19 protein-coding genes are annotated in these 18,195 nt (G+C 40.3%); 13 read left to right on the top strand and 6 right to left on the bottom strand.

All coding sequences use genetic code 11. The features are described from left to right. The first annotated feature begins 398 nt into the window (after positions 1-398). On the top strand, positions 399-596 hold the full coding sequence (locus tag CK503_RS04715) for a hypothetical protein (RefSeq protein ID WP_095605649.1): 198 nt from the start codon (positions 399-401) through the stop codon (positions 594-596). A gap of 193 nt (positions 597-789) precedes the next feature. Then, positions 790-2,286 (top strand): M48 family metalloprotease, encoded by a 1,497-nt coding sequence (locus CK503_RS04720; protein WP_095605650.1) that lies wholly within the window; start codon positions 790-792, stop codon positions 2,284-2,286. 172 nt (positions 2,287-2,458) lie between these two features. Here CK503_RS04720 and CK503_RS04725 read toward each other — a convergent pair whose 3' ends face one another. Together CK503_RS04725 and CK503_RS04730 are read right to left on the bottom strand one after the other, a co-directional pair. Then, entirely contained in the window at positions 2,459-3,109 is a 651-nt protein-coding gene (locus tag CK503_RS04725) for a DUF2959 family protein (protein ID WP_141239884.1), read from the bottom strand. A gap of 450 nt (positions 3,110-3,559) precedes the next feature. Beyond that, on the bottom strand, positions 3,560-3,802 hold the full coding sequence (locus tag CK503_RS04730; RefSeq protein WP_095605652.1) for a YtxH domain-containing protein: 243 nt from the start codon (positions 3,800-3,802) through the stop codon (positions 3,560-3,562). Positions 3,803-4,402: 600 nt separating this feature from the next. On the opposite strand from CK503_RS04730, the gene CK503_RS15970 reads away from it, so the two are divergent. Beyond that, the gene (locus CK503_RS15970) at positions 4,403-4,558 is read left to right on the top strand and encodes a lmo0937 family membrane protein (RefSeq protein ID WP_141239885.1); all 156 of its coding nucleotides are present in this window, start codon (positions 4,403-4,405) and stop codon (positions 4,556-4,558) included. A gap of 244 nt (positions 4,559-4,802) precedes the next feature. Here the strand turns inward: CK503_RS15970 and CK503_RS04735 are convergent, their stop codons facing one another. Further along, the gene (locus CK503_RS04735; RefSeq protein WP_095605653.1) at positions 4,803-4,961 is read right to left on the bottom strand and encodes a YqaE/Pmp3 family membrane protein; all 159 of its coding nucleotides are present in this window, start codon (positions 4,959-4,961) and stop codon (positions 4,803-4,805) included. 536 nt (positions 4,962-5,497) lie between these two features. On the opposite strand from CK503_RS04735, the gene CK503_RS04740 reads away from it, so the two are divergent. Together CK503_RS04740 and CK503_RS04745 are read left to right on the top strand one after the other, a co-directional pair. After that, positions 5,498-5,797: an antibiotic biosynthesis monooxygenase gene (locus CK503_RS04740; protein ID WP_095605654.1), complete on the top strand. Its 300-nt coding sequence runs from the start codon at positions 5,498-5,500 to the stop codon at positions 5,795-5,797. A 226-nt stretch (positions 5,798-6,023) separates the two neighbouring features. Further along, complete coding sequence (locus tag CK503_RS04745; RefSeq protein ID WP_217988334.1) at positions 6,024-6,368, top strand: DUF1801 domain-containing protein; 345 nt, start codon at positions 6,024-6,026, stop codon at positions 6,366-6,368. 208 nt (positions 6,369-6,576) lie between these two features. On the opposite strand, the gene CK503_RS04750 is transcribed toward CK503_RS04745, so the two are convergent. Beyond that, entirely contained in the window at positions 6,577-9,828 is a 3,252-nt protein-coding gene (locus CK503_RS04750; protein WP_095605656.1) for a chemotaxis protein CheB, read from the bottom strand. 425 nt (positions 9,829-10,253) lie between these two features. Here CK503_RS04750 and CK503_RS04755 point away from each other — a divergent pair, with 425 nt between their 5' ends. From CK503_RS04755 to CK503_RS04790, 8 genes are all read left to right on the top strand, one after another. Then, entirely contained in the window at positions 10,254-10,889 is a 636-nt protein-coding gene (locus CK503_RS04755; RefSeq protein ID WP_095605657.1) for a response regulator, read from the top strand. Positions 10,890-11,426: 537 nt separating this feature from the next. Then, complete coding sequence (locus tag CK503_RS04760; protein WP_095605658.1) at positions 11,427-12,428, top strand: sigma-54 interaction domain-containing protein; 1,002 nt, start codon at positions 11,427-11,429, stop codon at positions 12,426-12,428. A 375-nt stretch (positions 12,429-12,803) separates the two neighbouring features. After that, on the top strand, positions 12,804-13,364 hold the full coding sequence (locus CK503_RS04765) for a helix-turn-helix domain-containing protein (RefSeq protein ID WP_095605659.1): 561 nt from the start codon (positions 12,804-12,806) through the stop codon (positions 13,362-13,364). Between the two features lie 117 nt (positions 13,365-13,481). After that, entirely contained in the window at positions 13,482-13,919 is a 438-nt protein-coding gene (locus tag CK503_RS04770) for a hypothetical protein (RefSeq protein WP_095605660.1), read from the top strand. Between the two features lie 81 nt (positions 13,920-14,000). Then, the gene (locus tag CK503_RS04775) at positions 14,001-15,074 is read left to right on the top strand and encodes a hypothetical protein (RefSeq protein WP_095605661.1); all 1,074 of its coding nucleotides are present in this window, start codon (positions 14,001-14,003) and stop codon (positions 15,072-15,074) included. 174 nt (positions 15,075-15,248) lie between these two features. Then, positions 15,249-15,599: a cupin domain-containing protein gene (locus CK503_RS04780; protein ID WP_095605662.1), complete on the top strand. Its 351-nt coding sequence runs from the start codon at positions 15,249-15,251 to the stop codon at positions 15,597-15,599. Between the two features lie 108 nt (positions 15,600-15,707). Next, a complete protein-coding gene (locus CK503_RS04785) occupies positions 15,708-16,277 on the top strand; it encodes a helix-turn-helix domain-containing protein (protein WP_217988335.1) in 570 nt (189 codons plus the stop codon). 281 nt (positions 16,278-16,558) lie between these two features. Next, the gene (locus CK503_RS04790) at positions 16,559-17,032 is read left to right on the top strand and encodes a mechanosensitive ion channel (RefSeq protein WP_217988336.1); all 474 of its coding nucleotides are present in this window, start codon (positions 16,559-16,561) and stop codon (positions 17,030-17,032) included. A 297-nt stretch (positions 17,033-17,329) separates the two neighbouring features. Here CK503_RS04790 and CK503_RS16245 read toward each other — a convergent pair whose 3' ends face one another. Further along, entirely contained in the window at positions 17,330-17,737 is a 408-nt protein-coding gene (locus CK503_RS16245; RefSeq protein WP_350354261.1) for a sodium:calcium antiporter, read from the bottom strand. After that, the gene (locus CK503_RS16250; protein ID WP_217988338.1) at positions 17,734-18,105 is read right to left on the bottom strand and encodes a sodium:calcium antiporter; all 372 of its coding nucleotides are present in this window, start codon (positions 18,103-18,105) and stop codon (positions 17,734-17,736) included. The genes CK503_RS16245 and CK503_RS16250 overlap by 4 nt, the downstream gene beginning before the upstream one ends. Positions 18,106-18,195: the final 90 nt, after the last annotated feature.

An 18,195-nucleotide genomic window follows, 5' to 3' on the forward strand; every position in this document is an offset into this window, starting at 1 on the left:
GTGTGCCTGTTCGTTTGTGAAGGTACTGTAGGATCTACAGGAAACCAACCTTTACATCGTCTTTTCATTATATGACCTGGTAACCGTAGTTGAGGAAGTAACAAAGCTTTTAAAAATGGGGCCCTCTCCAAAATCAATGCCATCAACTGTAAATTTCTGTACCTATCAGGTTCGTTTTGGCAAAAGAATTGAATCAACGAATTATATCAGTACGGTTGCTTTTCTGATGGGTATAAGTTCAATTAAAAATCGCTAAATATCTTTAAACCTGTGATATATGTAACAGTTCAAAAATAATATATAACGCATGTTGGTTTAAATGTTCTCAGATTTAAATCGGGAGTAGTATTAACAATGTTCCCTTAATCGTTGTAACGCAAAAGCTAAAAAGAGAGAATATGAAACAAACAATTGGCAGTATCTTAAGTATAGGCGGACTGATCGGAGTTATTTATTTTGGAATTCAATACATGAATGAATCTGAATCTTTTGAATTATTAGGAGCAGATGTCGCTGTGAGCACCGGCGATTGGGTTCCAATTCTGGTATCACTAATTATCCTCGTTGTGGGGGTGCTGGTTTATCGGTCTGAATAGTCCGTTTGGTTTGCTATAGCTGATGTTACTTGATTGAAATAGTTCCTTCATGGACTCGTCCGACCAAGGGGTGTTATACTAAGATGAAGATTAGCACTTGATGGCTGGAAAAATCAATTGCCACGACCGGCATTCACAGATTAATATGCGGGAAGGGTATGCCCAATAAGAAAATAATTAGGAGAGGTTCATTATGAGATCCAAAATTTCAAATAGTTTCCTGTTATTAATTCTGGCACTTTTGTTTTCTGCCTGCAGTATTCAAGAAAGTGCGATAAGCGGGGACCGGCGGGCATACGGATACAGCTGGGACCAGGAAAAACAGATTGGCAAAGATGCTGATAAGCAGATTCAGCAGCAATATGGGATATATGATAATGAGGATCTTCAAGCGTATGTTGATAATATTGGGCAGGAGATGCTGACTATCAGCCATTTTCAGAGAGAAGACACCCCTGATGAGTATGAAGGGACAGACTTTTACTTTCGTGTTTTGGACAGCCCGGTTGTTAATGCTTTTGCCTTGCCCGGCGGATATATTTATGTAACCCGCGGACTACTTTCACATCTTGACAATGAAGCCCAACTCTCCGTGGTGCTGGGTCATGAAATCGGGCATGTTATTGCACGCCATGCCTCCCAACGGGCTTTTGAACAACAGATGGGGCAGCTTGCCCTGATCGGCGGAGCCATAGGTGGAGAATTACTGGGGCTTCCCGGTGGAGATATTCTTGGTATTGGAAGTCAGGCTGCTCAACTTTTGTTTTTGAGCTATAGCCGGGACGACGAGCGGGAATCTGATCGCCTTGGAGTAGAATATGCCTCTATGCAACATTATAAAGCGGCCGAAGGGGCACAGTTTTTTGTTTCCCTCGAGCGGATGTCAAAACAGTCCGGTCAAAGCATTCCTGATTGGCAATCAACCCACCCCGATCCTGCTGAAAGAGCAACGAGTATTCCTGAACTTGCCGAGGAGTGGAGAGCGAAAGGATATGAGCAGACCATTGAGAATACCGATCAGTATATGGATAAGCTCGACAATATGATCTATGGTGAAAATCCGAGGGAGGGATTTACCCGTAACGGCAATTTTTATCACCCGGATATGAAATTTCAATTCCCCTATCCGAATGGTTGGCAGGTCGTTAACCAGCGGTCGCTGGTTGCGGTTGTCAACGAGGATCAGGATGCCATTTCGATTATGACGCTGGACGGCGAGTCGGCGGGGGCACAGGCCTCGGTTAACGAATTTTTAAATCAGGAGGGCATTACCACGTTGGGAAAGTCAAACGCACAAAGCAATGGTCTTAACGCGTTTCGGGCAGAAGCTACCGGGCAGGCTGAGGACGGAACCCAGCTCAAATTCTATCTCTATGCGATAGAGTATGACGGTTCTATATATCGCTTTTTAAACTATACAACAGCTGAAAAGTATGGAACCTATGCTTCACGTTTTGACGAGATTACCGGCGGGTTCAGCAAGCTGACTGATGGAGAGGTACTGAATATACAACCGGTTCGTCTGCAAGTGGTACAAGCCGGGCGTTCAGGTACCTTCGAGTCCTTTCTTCCAACGAACCTCGAAACCCTTCCGATAACCGTTTCGCCAGAGGACCTTGCCATAATGAACCAGGTGGAGCTCGATGAGCAGATTAATGTCGGTACCTGGCTAAAACTCCCAAGCAAGTAATTGGGAGGCCAGAATTAAGTTTTGGCAAATAGCACCCAATAAAAAAAGGACAGAAGTTTTAATTCTGTCCTTTTAGGATATGACTCCTTGATGAATATTCGTTAGGAACTAAGAAATACTGATAGAATAGGAATAAGATGTTATGATGGTTTTACCCAGTATGATGTCATAATTAGTTGGTCCCGGCTTGGGCCATTTCTGTTCGCGCATTTTGAATAGCCGTTTGGAGTTTCTGTATTTCATATTTAAGGTTGTTTCCATCCCTGACAACTTTATCAGAAGTGGGACTAATGGACGTAATTCCCTTTTGAGTCAGATCATTGGATAGGAAAGTCTGTATTTCCTTTAGGTCAGAGACATGAGTTTTAAACGACTCATCGACGCCTATGCTGTTTTCAGCAATTTTATCATAGATTGTTTTAACTTCTGATCGTCGTTGATCACTGAGTTCTTGAATGCTGGGGTTTTTATATTCTGTACCCTCCTTTTTCCATTCTTCAAAATAATTAATGCCTTGTTTTTTCATCTGTTTGGCATGTTTGGCAAACTTCTTCTCCATGGTAGCCATTTTTTCCACATTTTTAGAATAAGCGTTAAACGCTTGTTTTATGTCAGTCTGGCCGGGTCTCAAAAGTTCATCCAGGGATGCTCCTGTAGCATCAAGCTGGCGGGAGGCTTCTTGAATATCATTATCCATGGTCTGCATGGTTATTCTCGTGTCTTGTGAACGCTGCATACCTGTAGAAGCACAACTGGTAATGACCAGTGCAGCTATTATTAGTAGTGTACAGTGCCAAATATAAGTTTGTTTTAGTAATTTCATATTAAGCTCTTTCTATTGCCCGCAACTGGCGGGGCAGGTGTGAATTAATTATCACAAAAGAAATATGAGCATTTTAACTTCGGGAAGCGTTACAAGTTACCAACGCAGATTTATATATATCACACATATTACAGGTGCCGGCAATTGCTATGAAAGGAGATTCAATAAAAAAATAAGCAGAAACCGAATATCTCTGCGTCGGATCTTTCACTAAGAGTTACCTCGGACTCAACTATAAAGGCCAATGCATTTGCCGGGAAAGTATAGCTTTTGCATCATTCTGAACTTGTTTTTGTTGAAGCGAGCGGGTTAGCTTGGGTAGGCTTGTGCAGGAACTACAAAGGCTGGAATCGTTGATATAGTTTGACAACAAAATAACATTGGCAAATCCCGAGAGATACCGATCAGGGTTCGGGATAAAACGGACACAGCGGGTGTTTTTTTAGCTATTTATGTCGTGTTTCCTCCCTCATTGACCATTCGTTCAGCGTCTTCGCCCATTTTCTTCAGCTCTTTTTTAACACCGGCAGCCGAGTCTTTTATTGTTTCTTTGGCAGTATCTGTATAGTCCCTTGCTTTGTCGAATATTTCCTTTCGCTTCGATGAGTCTCTATACGAGGTAAGTAAGATTCCAATTCCGGCGGAAAGTGCTACACCACCAAGTATGGCGAACAATGTTTTTTGTGAGTTCATAACGTTATTTTTAAAGTTGATATGTTTAGGCGAAGATTCGAAGCAATAAATTTAAATACGTTGATTTAGCCGTCATAAGATTGCTATAATAATAGCAGTAAAAACGGCACAGGTTCAGATCTGGAGCCGAGGGCAAGAGCAGCCCCGATAATCAAAATACCGACTATCAAGCAGAACGGATTTCCCTTTTGTTGCCTCAAAGTTCTATCCGAATATAATATGCCTCCTTTATGCCCAATAATCGTTATACAATGAGGGAAAAGGTTTGCATATATCACAGGTTCCGAAATATTTGAAAATTGTACTTACTTTTTCTTTGGTTTCCAAAGCACTAATTAAAATTACAGAAAGAGACAAAAGACAGACGATCTGTGATATTTACAACTTTTTTCCAAGATGATGTAATATTGATCCGGTTAAATGATGTTACCTTTCATTGTGGAGATATACTTCACCTCTGTCCCGTTAATAGCGGTTTCAAGTACGAGATCAGACCAACTGGACGGTGATTCTATTTGCCACTGTTCATGTACTGATTAAAAGTAAGACAGATAACATAATCCGGAGAGCTGGATTGTAATTTTTTAAAAAGAAACTATTATGGGAAATCTACTTTATATTGTTGCCGTAATTTTAGTAATCGGCTGGTTGGTTGGATTTATTGGATACAGTGCAGGAGGGTTGATTCACGTATTACTTGTGATTGCCGTTATAGCTATTTTATTACAGATAATTCAGGGACGAAAAGCAGTATAAAGAGATTCGGTTGAAATACTACTGCTTTGACTACTTCATAAAAGAGAGCCTGTGATAGTTCTGACTTTGTAAATAAGTGTGTTCTATTTACAAATTATATCTGCTCATGGGATTAGCCGGCAGGTTATTTGCTATAGATACTTAAGATAAAAAGTTAGAGCTGAAGACCTCAGGAATACGTTCCTGGGGTTTTCTGGGTTATACGTACTACCTGAGCGCGGCTGGTAATCACTGTTGAAGTAGATTAGCGGTTGGCAATAATCCATATCGCATGGATAATTCCAGGAATGTAGCCAAGGATGGTTAGAATAATATTTAACCAAAAAGCACCTGTTAATCCCACTTCTAAAAAAACTCCGAGAGGAGGAAGAATAACAGCAAAAATAATTTTTAGGAGATCCATGTTTATGTCGATTATTTATTATTTGAAATGAAAGTTAATCGCTTCAGATTACCCAAGAATGTTGTGAATAAAGGCCACTTTTTATTTCACGACTGCCACGCTCTACTCTTCAGCTCATCTTTTTATCTATTGGTTACCGATATTAATGTTCGGTTCTTGGAAAAATAGCGATAGCCCAAAAAGTAAGTTTGGCAATAGTCTTGCCAACAAGATCACATGTCGTTTCCACTTAGAGTATCTCTTTACATGTACTCTGTATTGTCTTTGGCATTGTGCTATGTTGAAGATTGTGTTGTTCTCTCTGTTTCTTGATCAATTCTCACGTCAAGTAAAAAGATTAGTATTTAAAACGGATCAAGTATTATACCTTTTTAAGGAAGTGTTATATATTTTACAGGTTTCGATTTATTATTTGTTAAATCGTCATCCCTACAACTACTCCAAAGGATCTTTTTAAGAGATTGTTGAATCAATCAACTTAAAAATAAGGTCATACGACCACTCAAAATTCTAACTATTATATTATAATCTATTCCATGATTGTTGTACATATTGAGCATTTTTTAAACGAAGAGGGACGACATCATTTTGAAGAGTGGGTTGCTGAAGTTGCTCAAACTCTTCGAAATTTTGAAGGCTTTATTTCAATTTCTATTCTTGAAGAATTACCTCCAAAAAATGAATCCCATTTGTTACTAACATTTGAAAATGAAAGGCTGCTTAAAAAATGGGCAAACAGTAAAGAACACGATGATTTAATTAGTAAACTCAAGCCGTATCAAAACCGTAAACAGGTATCAGATATTTTTAAACAAACAAAAAAGATAAAAAAATAAGCTATTCAATAGCCTTATAAACCCACGTGTGGGGCGGACAAGTCTTGCTAATTTCTATGTTAAGTTTAATCTTTCATTTTATAATTAACCTACACTCCGGTGCCTGCCCTCGTAGATTCCTGCAGCTTATGTGTCATATCGTTAGGTACTTTAAATTTAGAGAACACGTATGAAATGTAAAGTCCAACAAAAGTTCAGTTCATATCCAGATCAAATCAAACCCAGAATGGAGAACCTTCGCGATTTGATTTATGAAGTGGCGAAAAATACAGAGGGGGTTGGAAAACTGGAAGAGACCTTAAAATGGGGCGAACCGGCGTATTTGACCTCACAAACAAAAAGTGGGACAACAATCAGGATTGACTGGAAACCTAAAAATCCAGATCAAATAGGTATGTACGTAAGTTGCAATACAACGTTAGTGAGTACCTTTAGAACAATGTTTGGCGATGATCTAAAATTCGAAGGAAACAGGGCAATATATTTTCCAGTTGATAAGCCATTACCCAAAAAACAAGTAATGATATGCATACAAATGGCACTGCGGTATCACCTTGATAAAGGTACTTAATTCACGCATTTAGGGCATACCCCTTGGCATCCCCTTCTGGCTTTTGAGCTGATCGGTTTATTATCTAACCTTAACATTTACTTGTATACGGCCTTATTAAAGCTTGCATAGCTTAACTACTTCGGTGTAGTAGGCCGCAAGGCTGATATTGGTCTGTCCCGGACAAATATTTACAGCCCACTTAAAGAAGGTTTTGGAACGCTGTTACTTATTGTAGGATAGATTTTATCGGGAAGGTACATTTCACACGGGTTGTAAACTCCTCCGACTCGGGCAGTCTGTCAATAGTCAAAGCGCCTCCCAGTAAATCTACGCGATGATTCATTATTTGTAATCCCATGCCCTCGCTGGTTGTTTCTTCGGGGGAAAACCCTTCACCATCGTCCCTAATCTGTAAATGGAGCTGCTCATCTTCTTTTTTGATATTTACAAGAATTCGTTCTGCTTTGCCGTGAATAGCAGCGTTTTTAATAGATTCCTGTGTAATGTGGTATAAGTTGGTAGACAATTCCCTGTTGGTAATCTGATCTAAAATTCCATCAGACTCGAGGGTACATTTCAGATCATGAACGTTTTGCGAGCGGCGCATAAGAAGGGTGAATGCATGCGAGACGCCCTCCTGCTCTACATCAATAGGTATAATATCGTGGCTCAGGTCTCGAATATTATCAATTTCGAGATCTATAAGATCTTTTATTTCATTAATAATCTCACTGAGGGGCTGAGATATGTTATCTTCCCCGTTGTCGGTGAGTTCATTTTTGAGTTCATGAATCATGATTTTTATAGTGGCAAGAATTTGCCCCAGGTTGTCATGCAGGTATTCCCCGAGTTCCCAGCGTTCGGCCAGGCTATTGCTTAATATCTGCTTTTGTAGCGTTTCACTCCGTTCAATTTCTTTCCTGAGCTGCTTTTCAGCTTTTTTGAGGGGAGTAATATCCACAAAAGTAAGTACTACACCGTCAATTTTGTCATTAACAGTGCGGTAAGGTCGCAGCCGCATAATGTGTTGGTGGCCTTCGTCATCGGCTACAATCTTTTTTGTCGTTTCAAGGTTTTCATTTACCTGCTCAATATCAGATTTTATGGAATTATAATGGAGCTGGTGGGTGATGTGTTCAAAAGGTCGTCCTGTATCGGAGGGGATTAGATTAAAAAGATCGGTTGCCGCAGAAGTAAAAAATTGTACGCAGTTATTACCATCGATAAACAGCGTTGCAATATCGGTGGATTCCATCAGGTTTTTGAGATTACTGTTCGCCTCATTGAGCTTTTCTATTTTGCTCTCAAGCTCAGTATTTACGCTCTTCAGTTCCTCATTAACCGACTGCAGTTCCTCTTTGCTGGTTTCGAGCTGTTCGGTTGTCGATCGCAGCTCTTCGTTCATCGACTGTAGCTCCTCGTTAGAAGCCTGGAGCTCTTCATTGGAGGTTTCGTACTCCTCAATGGTGATATGGAGCTGCTCCTTGGTGTATTCCAGTTCTTTTTCCAAGGCTGCAATAATATCGGCATCTTCTGCTGATACATCATCAACCTCCTCCAGGGTTTTGGGCGTTTGGCTGTTGAAGGTATCGGGATCTTTCATGAAGGTAACATGCAGTAAATCTTCCGGAGCATTGGGCTCCATTATTTTTCGGACGATGATTTTATAGTAACTCGTGGAATCCTCAATATTGAGTTTTATTTGTTTTGATGTCAGCGGGACTTCCCCCTGCTTGGCCTGGAATAGAAGACGACTGAGTACTTTTCGAAATTCGGGTACGATCATGTCCATAATATTCTGGCTCGGCTCTCCGCCAGAATATTTTAGAAACCGATCGATGTCAGAAGTTGAGTGGAGTACCTCGTTATTCTTATTAATAATGACGCTGGCAGGCTTGTACTGCTTGAATAGCAGCTTATGGTGGAGGTTTTCAATATTGGTTTTTTCCCTGTGGTTCTCTTGTCGGCTGCGTAATGCTTTGGGATTGGTACTTTCATTGGAAAGCGGATAACGCGGCAAGCGAATCTTGGATTTGGTTAATGTATTTTGCCGGTAAATCTGGTATTTCTTGTTTACGGAATTAAACAGATCGGTGGCTTCTAACGTTGAATCCGACAAGCCCAGGAACAACCATTTCTCCTGTTTTAGAGCGTAATGGAAAAGGTTAAACACCTCCGATTGTATATCGCGATTCAGGTAGATCAACAGGTTTCGACAACTGATAAGATCCAGCTTCGAGAAGGGAGGATCTTTTAAAAGGTCATGATCGGCAAACAGTAACAGGCTGCCTATATTTTGTTTTACCTGGTATTGTATTCCCTCTTTGGTAAAATATCGGGCAAGACGTTTGGTAGATATATCTGTAGCAATAGATTCCGGGTATTTGCCTCTGCGTGCCATGTCCAGTGCATCATGATCAATATCGGTGGCAAAAATCTGGATGCTTGGCGGCTTTTGAATTTTTTGGGCATATTCGTACAACAGGATGGCCAGCGAGTAGGCCTCTTCTCCCGTTGCGCAACCGGGTACCCATACGCGAATACTGTCCTCGGAATCTTTATCTTCAAAAATCTCGGGAATAACGGTTTTTCTGAGTTCTTCAAATGCCTCCGGATCACGAAAGAAGTTAGTTACGCTGATAAGTAGATCTTTGAATAGATCGTTAATCTTAGAAGGGGTATTGGTTATATAATCGAGATAGTCTTGTAGTGTATTTATATGCGTGATACGCATTCTGCGCTCAATCCGGCGAAGAATAGATGAGCGTTTGTACTGGGAAAAATCATGACCCATTTTAGTATTTAGTTTCCCAAATATTTTGTTGAGCACTTTGGAATCATCTTCCGGCAGCTTTTTGGAATCCGGAATTTTTATCTTTTTAAGGCTCTCCCGGTATTCAATTAGTTTGGCTGGAATTTCTTTGGCCGCGAGGACCAGATCTACAAGCCCTGTTTGTATAGCACTGCGAGGCATACCGTCATAGGAGGCCTCTTCAGGGTCCTGGCTGATTACGATTCCGCCGTATTCTTTTATATTCTTAAGCCCGATGCTCCCATCACTTCCGGTTCCGGATAAGATAACGCAGGCAGAATAGCTGCTGAGAGCCGTGCTCAGCGATCGAAAAAATAGGTCTATAGTCGTAAGCTTTTTATCTTTTTTGTCAGCCTCAGATAAAATAAGATCCTTATTTTCTACGGTAAGCAGTTGTCCGGGGGGGATAATATAAATGTGGTTGGCTTCCATTCGCGTTTTTCTGGAAACTTGTGTCACGGGCATGGAGGTATGCTCCTGCAGCAGATCGGCCATGCTGCTTTCATGGTCGGGTGACAGGTGAATAATGACGACAAAAGCCATTCCGGGATTCTCGGGCATGGCGTCGAAGAAAGATTCGAGGGCTTCCAACCCCCCCGCCGATGCCCCGAGCCCTACTACCATTAGATCATTATCTTGTTTTTTATTTTGGGGATGTTTAATCATTGAATGGTGCTGCTCTAAATTATTACTACGTGAGATAAAGAAGTTTATACCTTAGCACAAAGTGCTATAAGGTACAATTTTTTACTTTTCTAAGGATATAAAAAATCAATTTTGCGAGAGTTGGGAACCGTTGAAATAGCAAAGTGAATACAATAGTAAAATTGAATGTATTTGATGTAGTATGAGATATTAAATTTTTGAAATAAATGTATTTAAACGGGTGTAGAAATGCCTCTTATACAGTATGAGAGGTTTATTAAATAGAATGTGTGTTTAAAAATTAAAGAATTGTATTAAATTATTTTATCTTAATCGCAGGACAGCAAGGGAAGAAGCAGCCTCATAAAATTATAAAGGGGAAGGGAATAGGGATAAGTTGTTCTTTTCATGATGCATAATCACATTAAAAAAGTATGGTGAATTAGATGATAAAAGTAGTAATTGCAGATGATCATCCCTTTATTCGGGAGGGAGTCAAGAAGGTAGTTGATGGGAAGATAGATTTGGAAATAATCGGAGAGGCAGAGAACGGAAATGAGTTGTTAGCCATCCTCGAAGAAAAAACACCGGATATTATAGTGTTGGATATCACAATGCCGGGGAAAAGTGGACTCGAACTGTTAAAAGAGCTTCGTGATCGTTACCCCAACCTGCCAGTTCTTATTTTGAGTATTCATTCTGAAGAGCGATTTGCCATTCGTGCCCTAAAAGCCGGGGCTTTTGGCTATTTGACCAAGGCAAGTATTTCGGATGACCTGTTAAAAGCTATTCGCAAGATTGTGACCGAAAATCGAAAATATATCACGCCGGAAGTAGCCGAACAGTTGGCCTCCCAGGTAGATAGTAGCAAAGAGGGAGCCCTCCATGAGGCCCTGTCGGATCGGGAGTTTGAAGTATTGTGCATGATTGCATCGGGTAAGGATGTAAATGATATTGCCGAGGAGCTTTCGCTGAGTCCGCAGACCATCCATACTTACCGGACGCGCATAAAAGAGAAGATGAATATAAGTTCGAATGTAGAAATGACCCGCTATGCTATTGAAAATAATTTAATTGAATAGGGTTGTTTGATATTTAGAATTATATCTAATGTTTTTGTTTGGTACAGCTTTTTTGGTACAGCTTTAAAAGCTGTATCAAACAGATATATTTGGTCTTTTGCCCACCTCATTAATAGTGGTTAACAACCCTTTTAAATAGCTTAAAATACGATTGGCTGCCTTCCTCTTGGCATAATTGCTGGCTGTATATGTGCATTTAATGTGGGTAATCCAGGTAAATAACTTGATGGATGGGTACAACTTGTAACGGATGGTTCTGTAGGAATAATTAGTACAAAAAAGTAGCATTAAATTTTAGCTCATTTATTTGCTGTTATCAATAGATTTGTAACGCAGAAAGAGTTTCAAGCTAAAGCAGTTATAGAGAGAGGATGTTCGGGTTAACCGAACATATTATAAAAAGATGCGGGGTTTATCAGACCCCGCATTTTTTTTCTCGTTTTTTGAAAACTTGCAATAAAAAATAGGCCTGTCCAAAAAATATCAGGCAGCAGATAGGGTAAGACGTAGTGGTTTTTCTAATTAACAATCAAGAAAATGAAACAGAAAAAAGTTAATCAAAAGCCCGTATTCTTGACGCAAAATGATGTGATGATAGATTTAGTCAAGAAAGTTAAACAGGTGGCTCAAAGAGGCTGTACTGAGCTATTGGTTACAGGAGAGAATGGCACGGGTAAAGAAGTTATTGCTCAGCTATATCATTATTTCAGTAGCCGCCAGGATAAACCCATGGTAGCTGTTAACTGTGGAGCTATTCCCGAAGATCTTGTTGAAAGCGAACTATTTGGACACGAAAAAGGGGCGTTTACGGGGGCCCATGAACAAAAGAAAGGATGTTTTGAACTGGCTGACGGAGGCACATTATTTTTAGATGAAATTGGGGAAATGCCTCAACCCATGCAGGTAAAATTACTGCGGGTTGTTGAGCTCGGTTCATTTCGCAGGGTGGGAGGAACCGAAGAAATACAGGTGGATATTTCATTGGTTTCAGCGACAAATAAGGTGCTTATCGACCAGGTAAAATCAGGGAGTTTCAGGGAAGATCTGTTTTACCGGATAAATGTTATTGAATTATTTATCCCTCCGCTGCGGCATCGCAAAGAGGATATCCCGTTATTGGTGAATTATTATAAGGAGTGCTATAAGGAGTTGTATAGTCTTCATGAGATGGAATTTTCTGAAGAATGTATGGAAACTTTTATGGGACACGACTGGCCGGGAAATGTCCGTGAGTTAAAGAATGTAGTAGAGCGATGCATGGTTTTGTGTGAGGGGGGTAAAATAGAGTTAGAGCAACTGCCGCCCAGAATTCGGAATGAAAATGAGATTTTGCCGGTAAACGGGAACCATTATTCAAATGAAGTGATACAAATACCTATTGGAACCAGCCTGGAAAAAATTGAACAACATGTTATTGGGCGTACTTTGAACTCTGTGGATAATAATAAAACCGAAGCGGCTAAAATACTTGGCTTTACCCGAAAAACGCTTCATAACAAACTGGACAAATATAAGGATATGTCATCCAATGAAGCCTGATTCCCTACTTTCACTTAACACCGGGTCGCCCTTCTGTGGTGGATTGAATAGCATGTTTTTCAATGATCTGGTAAGATTATCAGGTGATATTGGTATCGTTAGGATTATACAAAAATGACCAAGTTTCCCCCAATATGGACTATGTTTGTGTTGGGTTAATGACTTCTAACCTCAAATAAAAATGTACAAAGCCGAGTAACGAAAATGGTACTACAAGATTTGATATCAAGAAATTGCATGATGTTATATGATTGTGATAAATAAAGTAGGGACATATTGATTCATAAAATGATCGCCAGGTTATGAGGTGAAGTAACGTAATGTATATAGGCTGGTTTCTAATTGTTTTTGCTCAAGGTTTTAAAATGGCACAGTATGAAACTGTACATTAAATATATGGTAAGCCTGCGTTGCAAGATGCTGGTTAAGGACGAGCTAAAAAAGCTGGGTATAGACTGTGTATCGGTTGACCTTGGCATGGTAGAAATACAAGATGATATTACCGACGAGCAGCTGGAAACATTTGCGAAGAACCTCAAAAAGTCTGGTTTGGAACTTCTTGATGACAAGAAGAATATCCTGGTAGAAAAAATTAAAAGTGTGATTGTGGAGATGATCCACTACGAGGATGAAGTTCCCAAAGTAAATGATTCCGATTACATCAGCGAAAAACTGGGATACGATTATACCTACCTGTCCAATACGTTCTCGGAAGTGAAGGGGATGACCATCCAGCAATACATTATCATGCACAAGATTGAACGGGTTAAAGAACTGCTTTTGTATGATGAGCTGACCCTGACCGAAATTGCTCATCAACTACACTACAGCAGCGTTGCTCATCTGTCAAACCAATTCAAAAAAATTACCGGTCTTACGCCCACCTATTTTAAAGAGCTGAAAGATAAACGAGAGAAGACTCTCGAGGAACTGTGATTTATGTAACATTCTTTCAAAAAGATATAATGGTTGTCTGTTGCAATATATCAATAATACTATTATCCACTTTTAATTATAGATGAATAGCTGCAATTATATAATGAAATCCATTTCATGATGAAAAAACTTATCACTACTATCTGTCTCGTCTTTGCCTTCCAGTCTGTTGCTTTTGCACAGTCGTTTGATCTTACAGAAAAATTTAAAAAGAGCTTTAACGAAACTGTTCAGGAAGTCCAAAGCACTGAGAATGCAGGCGAAAAACGAATGCTGTTAAATGATTCGTTTAGCAATATGATTACGGTTATAAAACGTATAGAATCAAAAGCGAATCTTTCGGAGGATGAAATTGCTCAGCTCAAAGCTTATAAGAGAGATATTCAAGAAAAGAAAGCCGAGCTAAATGGGAGAAATGATTTTGATAAGGTCCAGGATAAAGCCCTTAACGACTTCTCAGATTATTCGCAGCAGTATTTTGAGCAAGCCGACCGAACGATAACCATTGGTTTGACAGCAGCTCTTTTAATCGTTCTGATCTTAATACTCCTGTAGTAGCTACAAAAAAATACGAAGATTTGATTTAATCTCTTTCAGCGAGACGAAGATTGTTATATGTATTTATTATTCTGAACTATGATAGTGATTAGAAATCTAATCTTTTGCTTAATTATTGCAGGGATATTTTTTGCGGGATGCAGCTCTACCAATGAATTAGTGAAAAATGATGTATCCGATCAGCCTGTTAAATATTCAGTGATTTATTACATCCACGCTGATGCCGGATACCTTTATCATGATCCCGATGGGCAGCCGATCCGGGCTAATTCCCAAGTACTTGAAACGGCCCTCGAAGTTGCCGAAAATGCAGCCTCGGGCGAAGTTTTTATTTTTTACCAACGTCCTGAGAAGAAGTTTTTGGGATTGTTCCCCCGAAAGAGTAATCAGTTTTATCACTACACGAACGGACAGAAAACCACACAGGTTAAATATCGTCATTCCAACAAAAAGGAGCCTTTTCTCACTACCGAAGCTCAGCTTTATAATAAATATAAAAATGATATCACTGGTAATGATCAGGAACAGTACTTTCTTTATTTCGGCCATGAGATTCCAAGTGATAATGGAGAAGGCTACCACCGAACTCTGCCGGATATTGAAGTAAATACTGCTTCTTTTGCAGGTGGGGTACAGCAATTTTTAATGGAAGATGATCAAATCCTTGACCTGGTGGTGCTTTCTACCTGTAATAATGGAACTCCGGCCATGGCATCCCACCTCATGCCATTCGTTGATCACCTGCTTGCCTCTCCTCAAAACCTGCACTTATCGCATATCGATACCGAACAACTGGGACTGCTGGAGAGCAATCCCGGAGTTTCGCCCGATGAGGTAGCACATTCGCTGGCGAATGACACCTTTCAACGTCTTGAGGATCAAATACAAACCACCATAACACTTGCCGAGTATGATTTTGAATCTATGCGGGGATATATTGATGAACTTGATGACCGTACTGCATCCTATAAAGATACGGCTCGCATAGATCCTTACCATCAAAATACAGACTGTGGACAGTTTTCTTTTTTTGATGCTGAAAAGTACACGCAGGGAATTGAGACATGGTTTAAGCCGGCCAAGTTTGGAAGACGTGCTACTGCATCAGACACCCATTCAGGCTGGGGATGTAGGCCATTGCTGGAGGATTGAAAAGATTCTCCGCCAATCTGTGATTTATGTAAGGATTCTTTTGTAAGTGTGTAACGCATCCTCCCCATAATTTACTGATTATTGTTTGAGAGATACGAAGTGAATGGTAATAAGATGAGTGATCAGTAACCGGATGTTTTACCATTCAGAAATCCTTTAAGCAATCGTAATCAAATGAAAGAACCATTAGATCTTGAAAAATCAAAATCGATGATCATTGTCGAAATTATCGAATATGTCCCAGATTCGGTGGTGATTAAAACGATTATTAAGAAGGCGACCGGTAATATCAATGTGGTCTCTTTTGATACCGGTGAAAAACTGGATGAGAAAACGTCTCCTTTCGACAAGTTTATACAGATTATTGATGGGAAAGCGGAGATTATAATCGATGGGAAATCGAAACTCCTTGATACAGGGCAGTCAATAATCATACCGGCTCACGCACGTAATTCATATAAGGCAAACGACCGGTTTAAAATGATATCCACGGTAATAAAGAGTGGATATGAAGAGGTGAGCTGATGGATTTGGGTACACATGGGAAGACGGGTGGAAAGAGAGAGCGCCGGTCTTCCCATTTTAATTTTGAGTGTAAATGAACTAAAAACTAATGATGATCAATTGTTAAGTATGGGATCTACAAAGCGGTATGTGAAATACATGGTGAGTCTTAGGTGTAAAATGACAGTAAAAGAGGAACTTGAAAAAGCGGGCCTAAAATATGCTGTTTCGCCACACGGTGCCATAGAGTTTCTTGGAGAAACTACACCGACTCAGTTTGAGGAGCTGGATGAAGTGTTGTTGGCGTTGGGCTTAGAACTGCTTGATGAAAATGACAGTATGCTTATCGACCGCATCATAAACACTGTGATTGAAGTGGTGCATGATTCCGATGAATTGCCCAACCTGAGTTTTGATGATATTATTGACAGAAGCCTTGGATCGGGAAGTGAATCGATATTAAAGATCTTTTCAGACGTAAAGGGGATCTCAATTATGCAATTCATCATCCTCCAGAAAGTAGATCGTGTAAAGGAGCTTCTGTTGTATGATAATCTGTCCCTGTCGGAAATCTCCAAAAAACTTCGTTATAAAAATGAACATTACTTAATTGCTCAGTTCAAAAAGCATACCGGATTATCGCCCACCTACTTCAAGAAGTTGAGAAATGAGCGCATGAGTGTTTTGCAGGAAGTATAACTGCATAACTTATTCCGCGTTGTGGAGTTGAAATAATGTACCCCCTGAAAGAAGGTGTAGTGTTTCTTATCAGTGTGCAAGTACTGGCTTTATAGCATTTAAGCTTAGCTCTATACCCATTTTCAATTTTCTAACGGTAACTATTTGCAAGAAATGTTAATTATATATTAATCGGATATATTCAGTATCAAGAGAGACACATTGTAAATGGATTTGCAGTGAGCACTGCAAGAGTATATTATATGCATGAATATCAATTTTTGTTAAAGAATTAAAGATTCATGCTCGAAAATATCTCCAAGTGGCTGGAAGATTTTGCCGTATCAGGTTCGTTGCCGAATATGTTTATCAGTACGGCCATTCTTATTCTTGTAACTATAATTTTGCGGTGGCTCTTTTCGAGATATATCCGCCGGAGCGTATCTTCCACGGAGCTTTGGCGTCGGTGGCTGGTTCAGTCGCGTAATGGATTACTTCTGTTACTCTTGTTGGGACTGCTCTTTATCTGGGGTGAAGAGCTTCGAACTCTCGCATTGTCTATCGTTGCAATTGTGGTGGCTTTTGTTGTAGCTACCAAGGAGCTGATTCTTTGCGTCACCGGATCTATATTCAAAGCCGGCGCGGGCTCATTTAATATTGGCGACCGGATACAGATCAAGGATTTTCGGGGCGACGTAATCGATCAAAAACCTGCTTGCCACAACGATCCTGGAGGTAGAACCTCGGGTTACCATCCAGGTTCCGGCCGCCGGTGAGATCCATCTGATCATACGAATTCCCGTGAAGTCGGGGCAACGCAGCTTTATTGAGCAATCTATTATCTCGGAAGTATTAAGTAATAATGATTTCGCCGCAAAGAAAGAGTCTGAAGAAACCACCGATCAGACTAACCGATAGATTGTAGATTAGACAATGTTGCAAAAAGAAGTGAATGTCATTCTATAGGGGTTTTACCTTTGTTTTGATATTCCTGTACTGCAATTATAATGATGGTGATTACAGTGATGGGTATTATGAAATAGAGCATCACCGTACTAAATAATGGCAAGGTCTCATGTTCGGTTGCGGCTAAGACAAGATACAGCGTATAGGCTGCATAGTAACAGATCAACAGCCCCCCCTTCCCACCTGTTAATGGTGCCGCCGGTAAAAAATATGGGCAGACAGTCAAATGCTACGGCAATCATAATGGGAATGTCGAAATGATAAATAGCTTCAGAGACTTCGATACCCGCCGGGGCAATTACTCCGGCAATTCCAAGTACGCCCATAATATTGAAAATATTGCTCCCTACGACATTGCCTACGGCTATATCCTGCTCACCCCGAATGGCTGCAATGATAGTCAAGCCAATAATCAGCTCGCTGACGCCCAGATATTGCACAAAAGAAACCGCTCCGTCGACGAGCCAGCGCGAGCTGATAACTAATAATACAAGTCCCCCGGCAATGAACCCTATATTTTAAAGCCGATTGTTCTTGCCGGTATCTTTTTTTGGTTGAGGCTACGTTTTTCATCGGATGGGCCGTTGTGAGTACCGGTGTTTTTGCGTCCTTCGTAAATCAAAAATCCGAGGTATGCGGCAAGGCCCGCAAGCAGGATATAACCATCATACCGGCTGATATTTTGGTCCATCGCAAACAACAGGACGCCAACAGAAAGACCTATCATCAGAGGGACATCAAGCCGAATCAATTGTTTTGAGACGCGCAGTGGCACAATCAATGCCGAAATACCGAGGATAAACAATACATTAAAAATATTACTCCCCACTACATTACCCAGTGCAATATTAGCCTGATCCGAAAGCGCAGACTTTACACTCACCGCAAGTTCTGGATTGATATATGTCAAGAGTATTTCCTGTTATATATCAATGGTGTTACTGTGAGGGTTCGCTATGTTATGCATGAACAA

This window comes from Fodinibius salipaludis, assembly GCF_002287075.1.
Taxonomy (GTDB): Bacteria; Bacteroidota; Rhodothermia; order Balneolales; family Balneolaceae; genus Fodinibius; species Fodinibius salipaludis.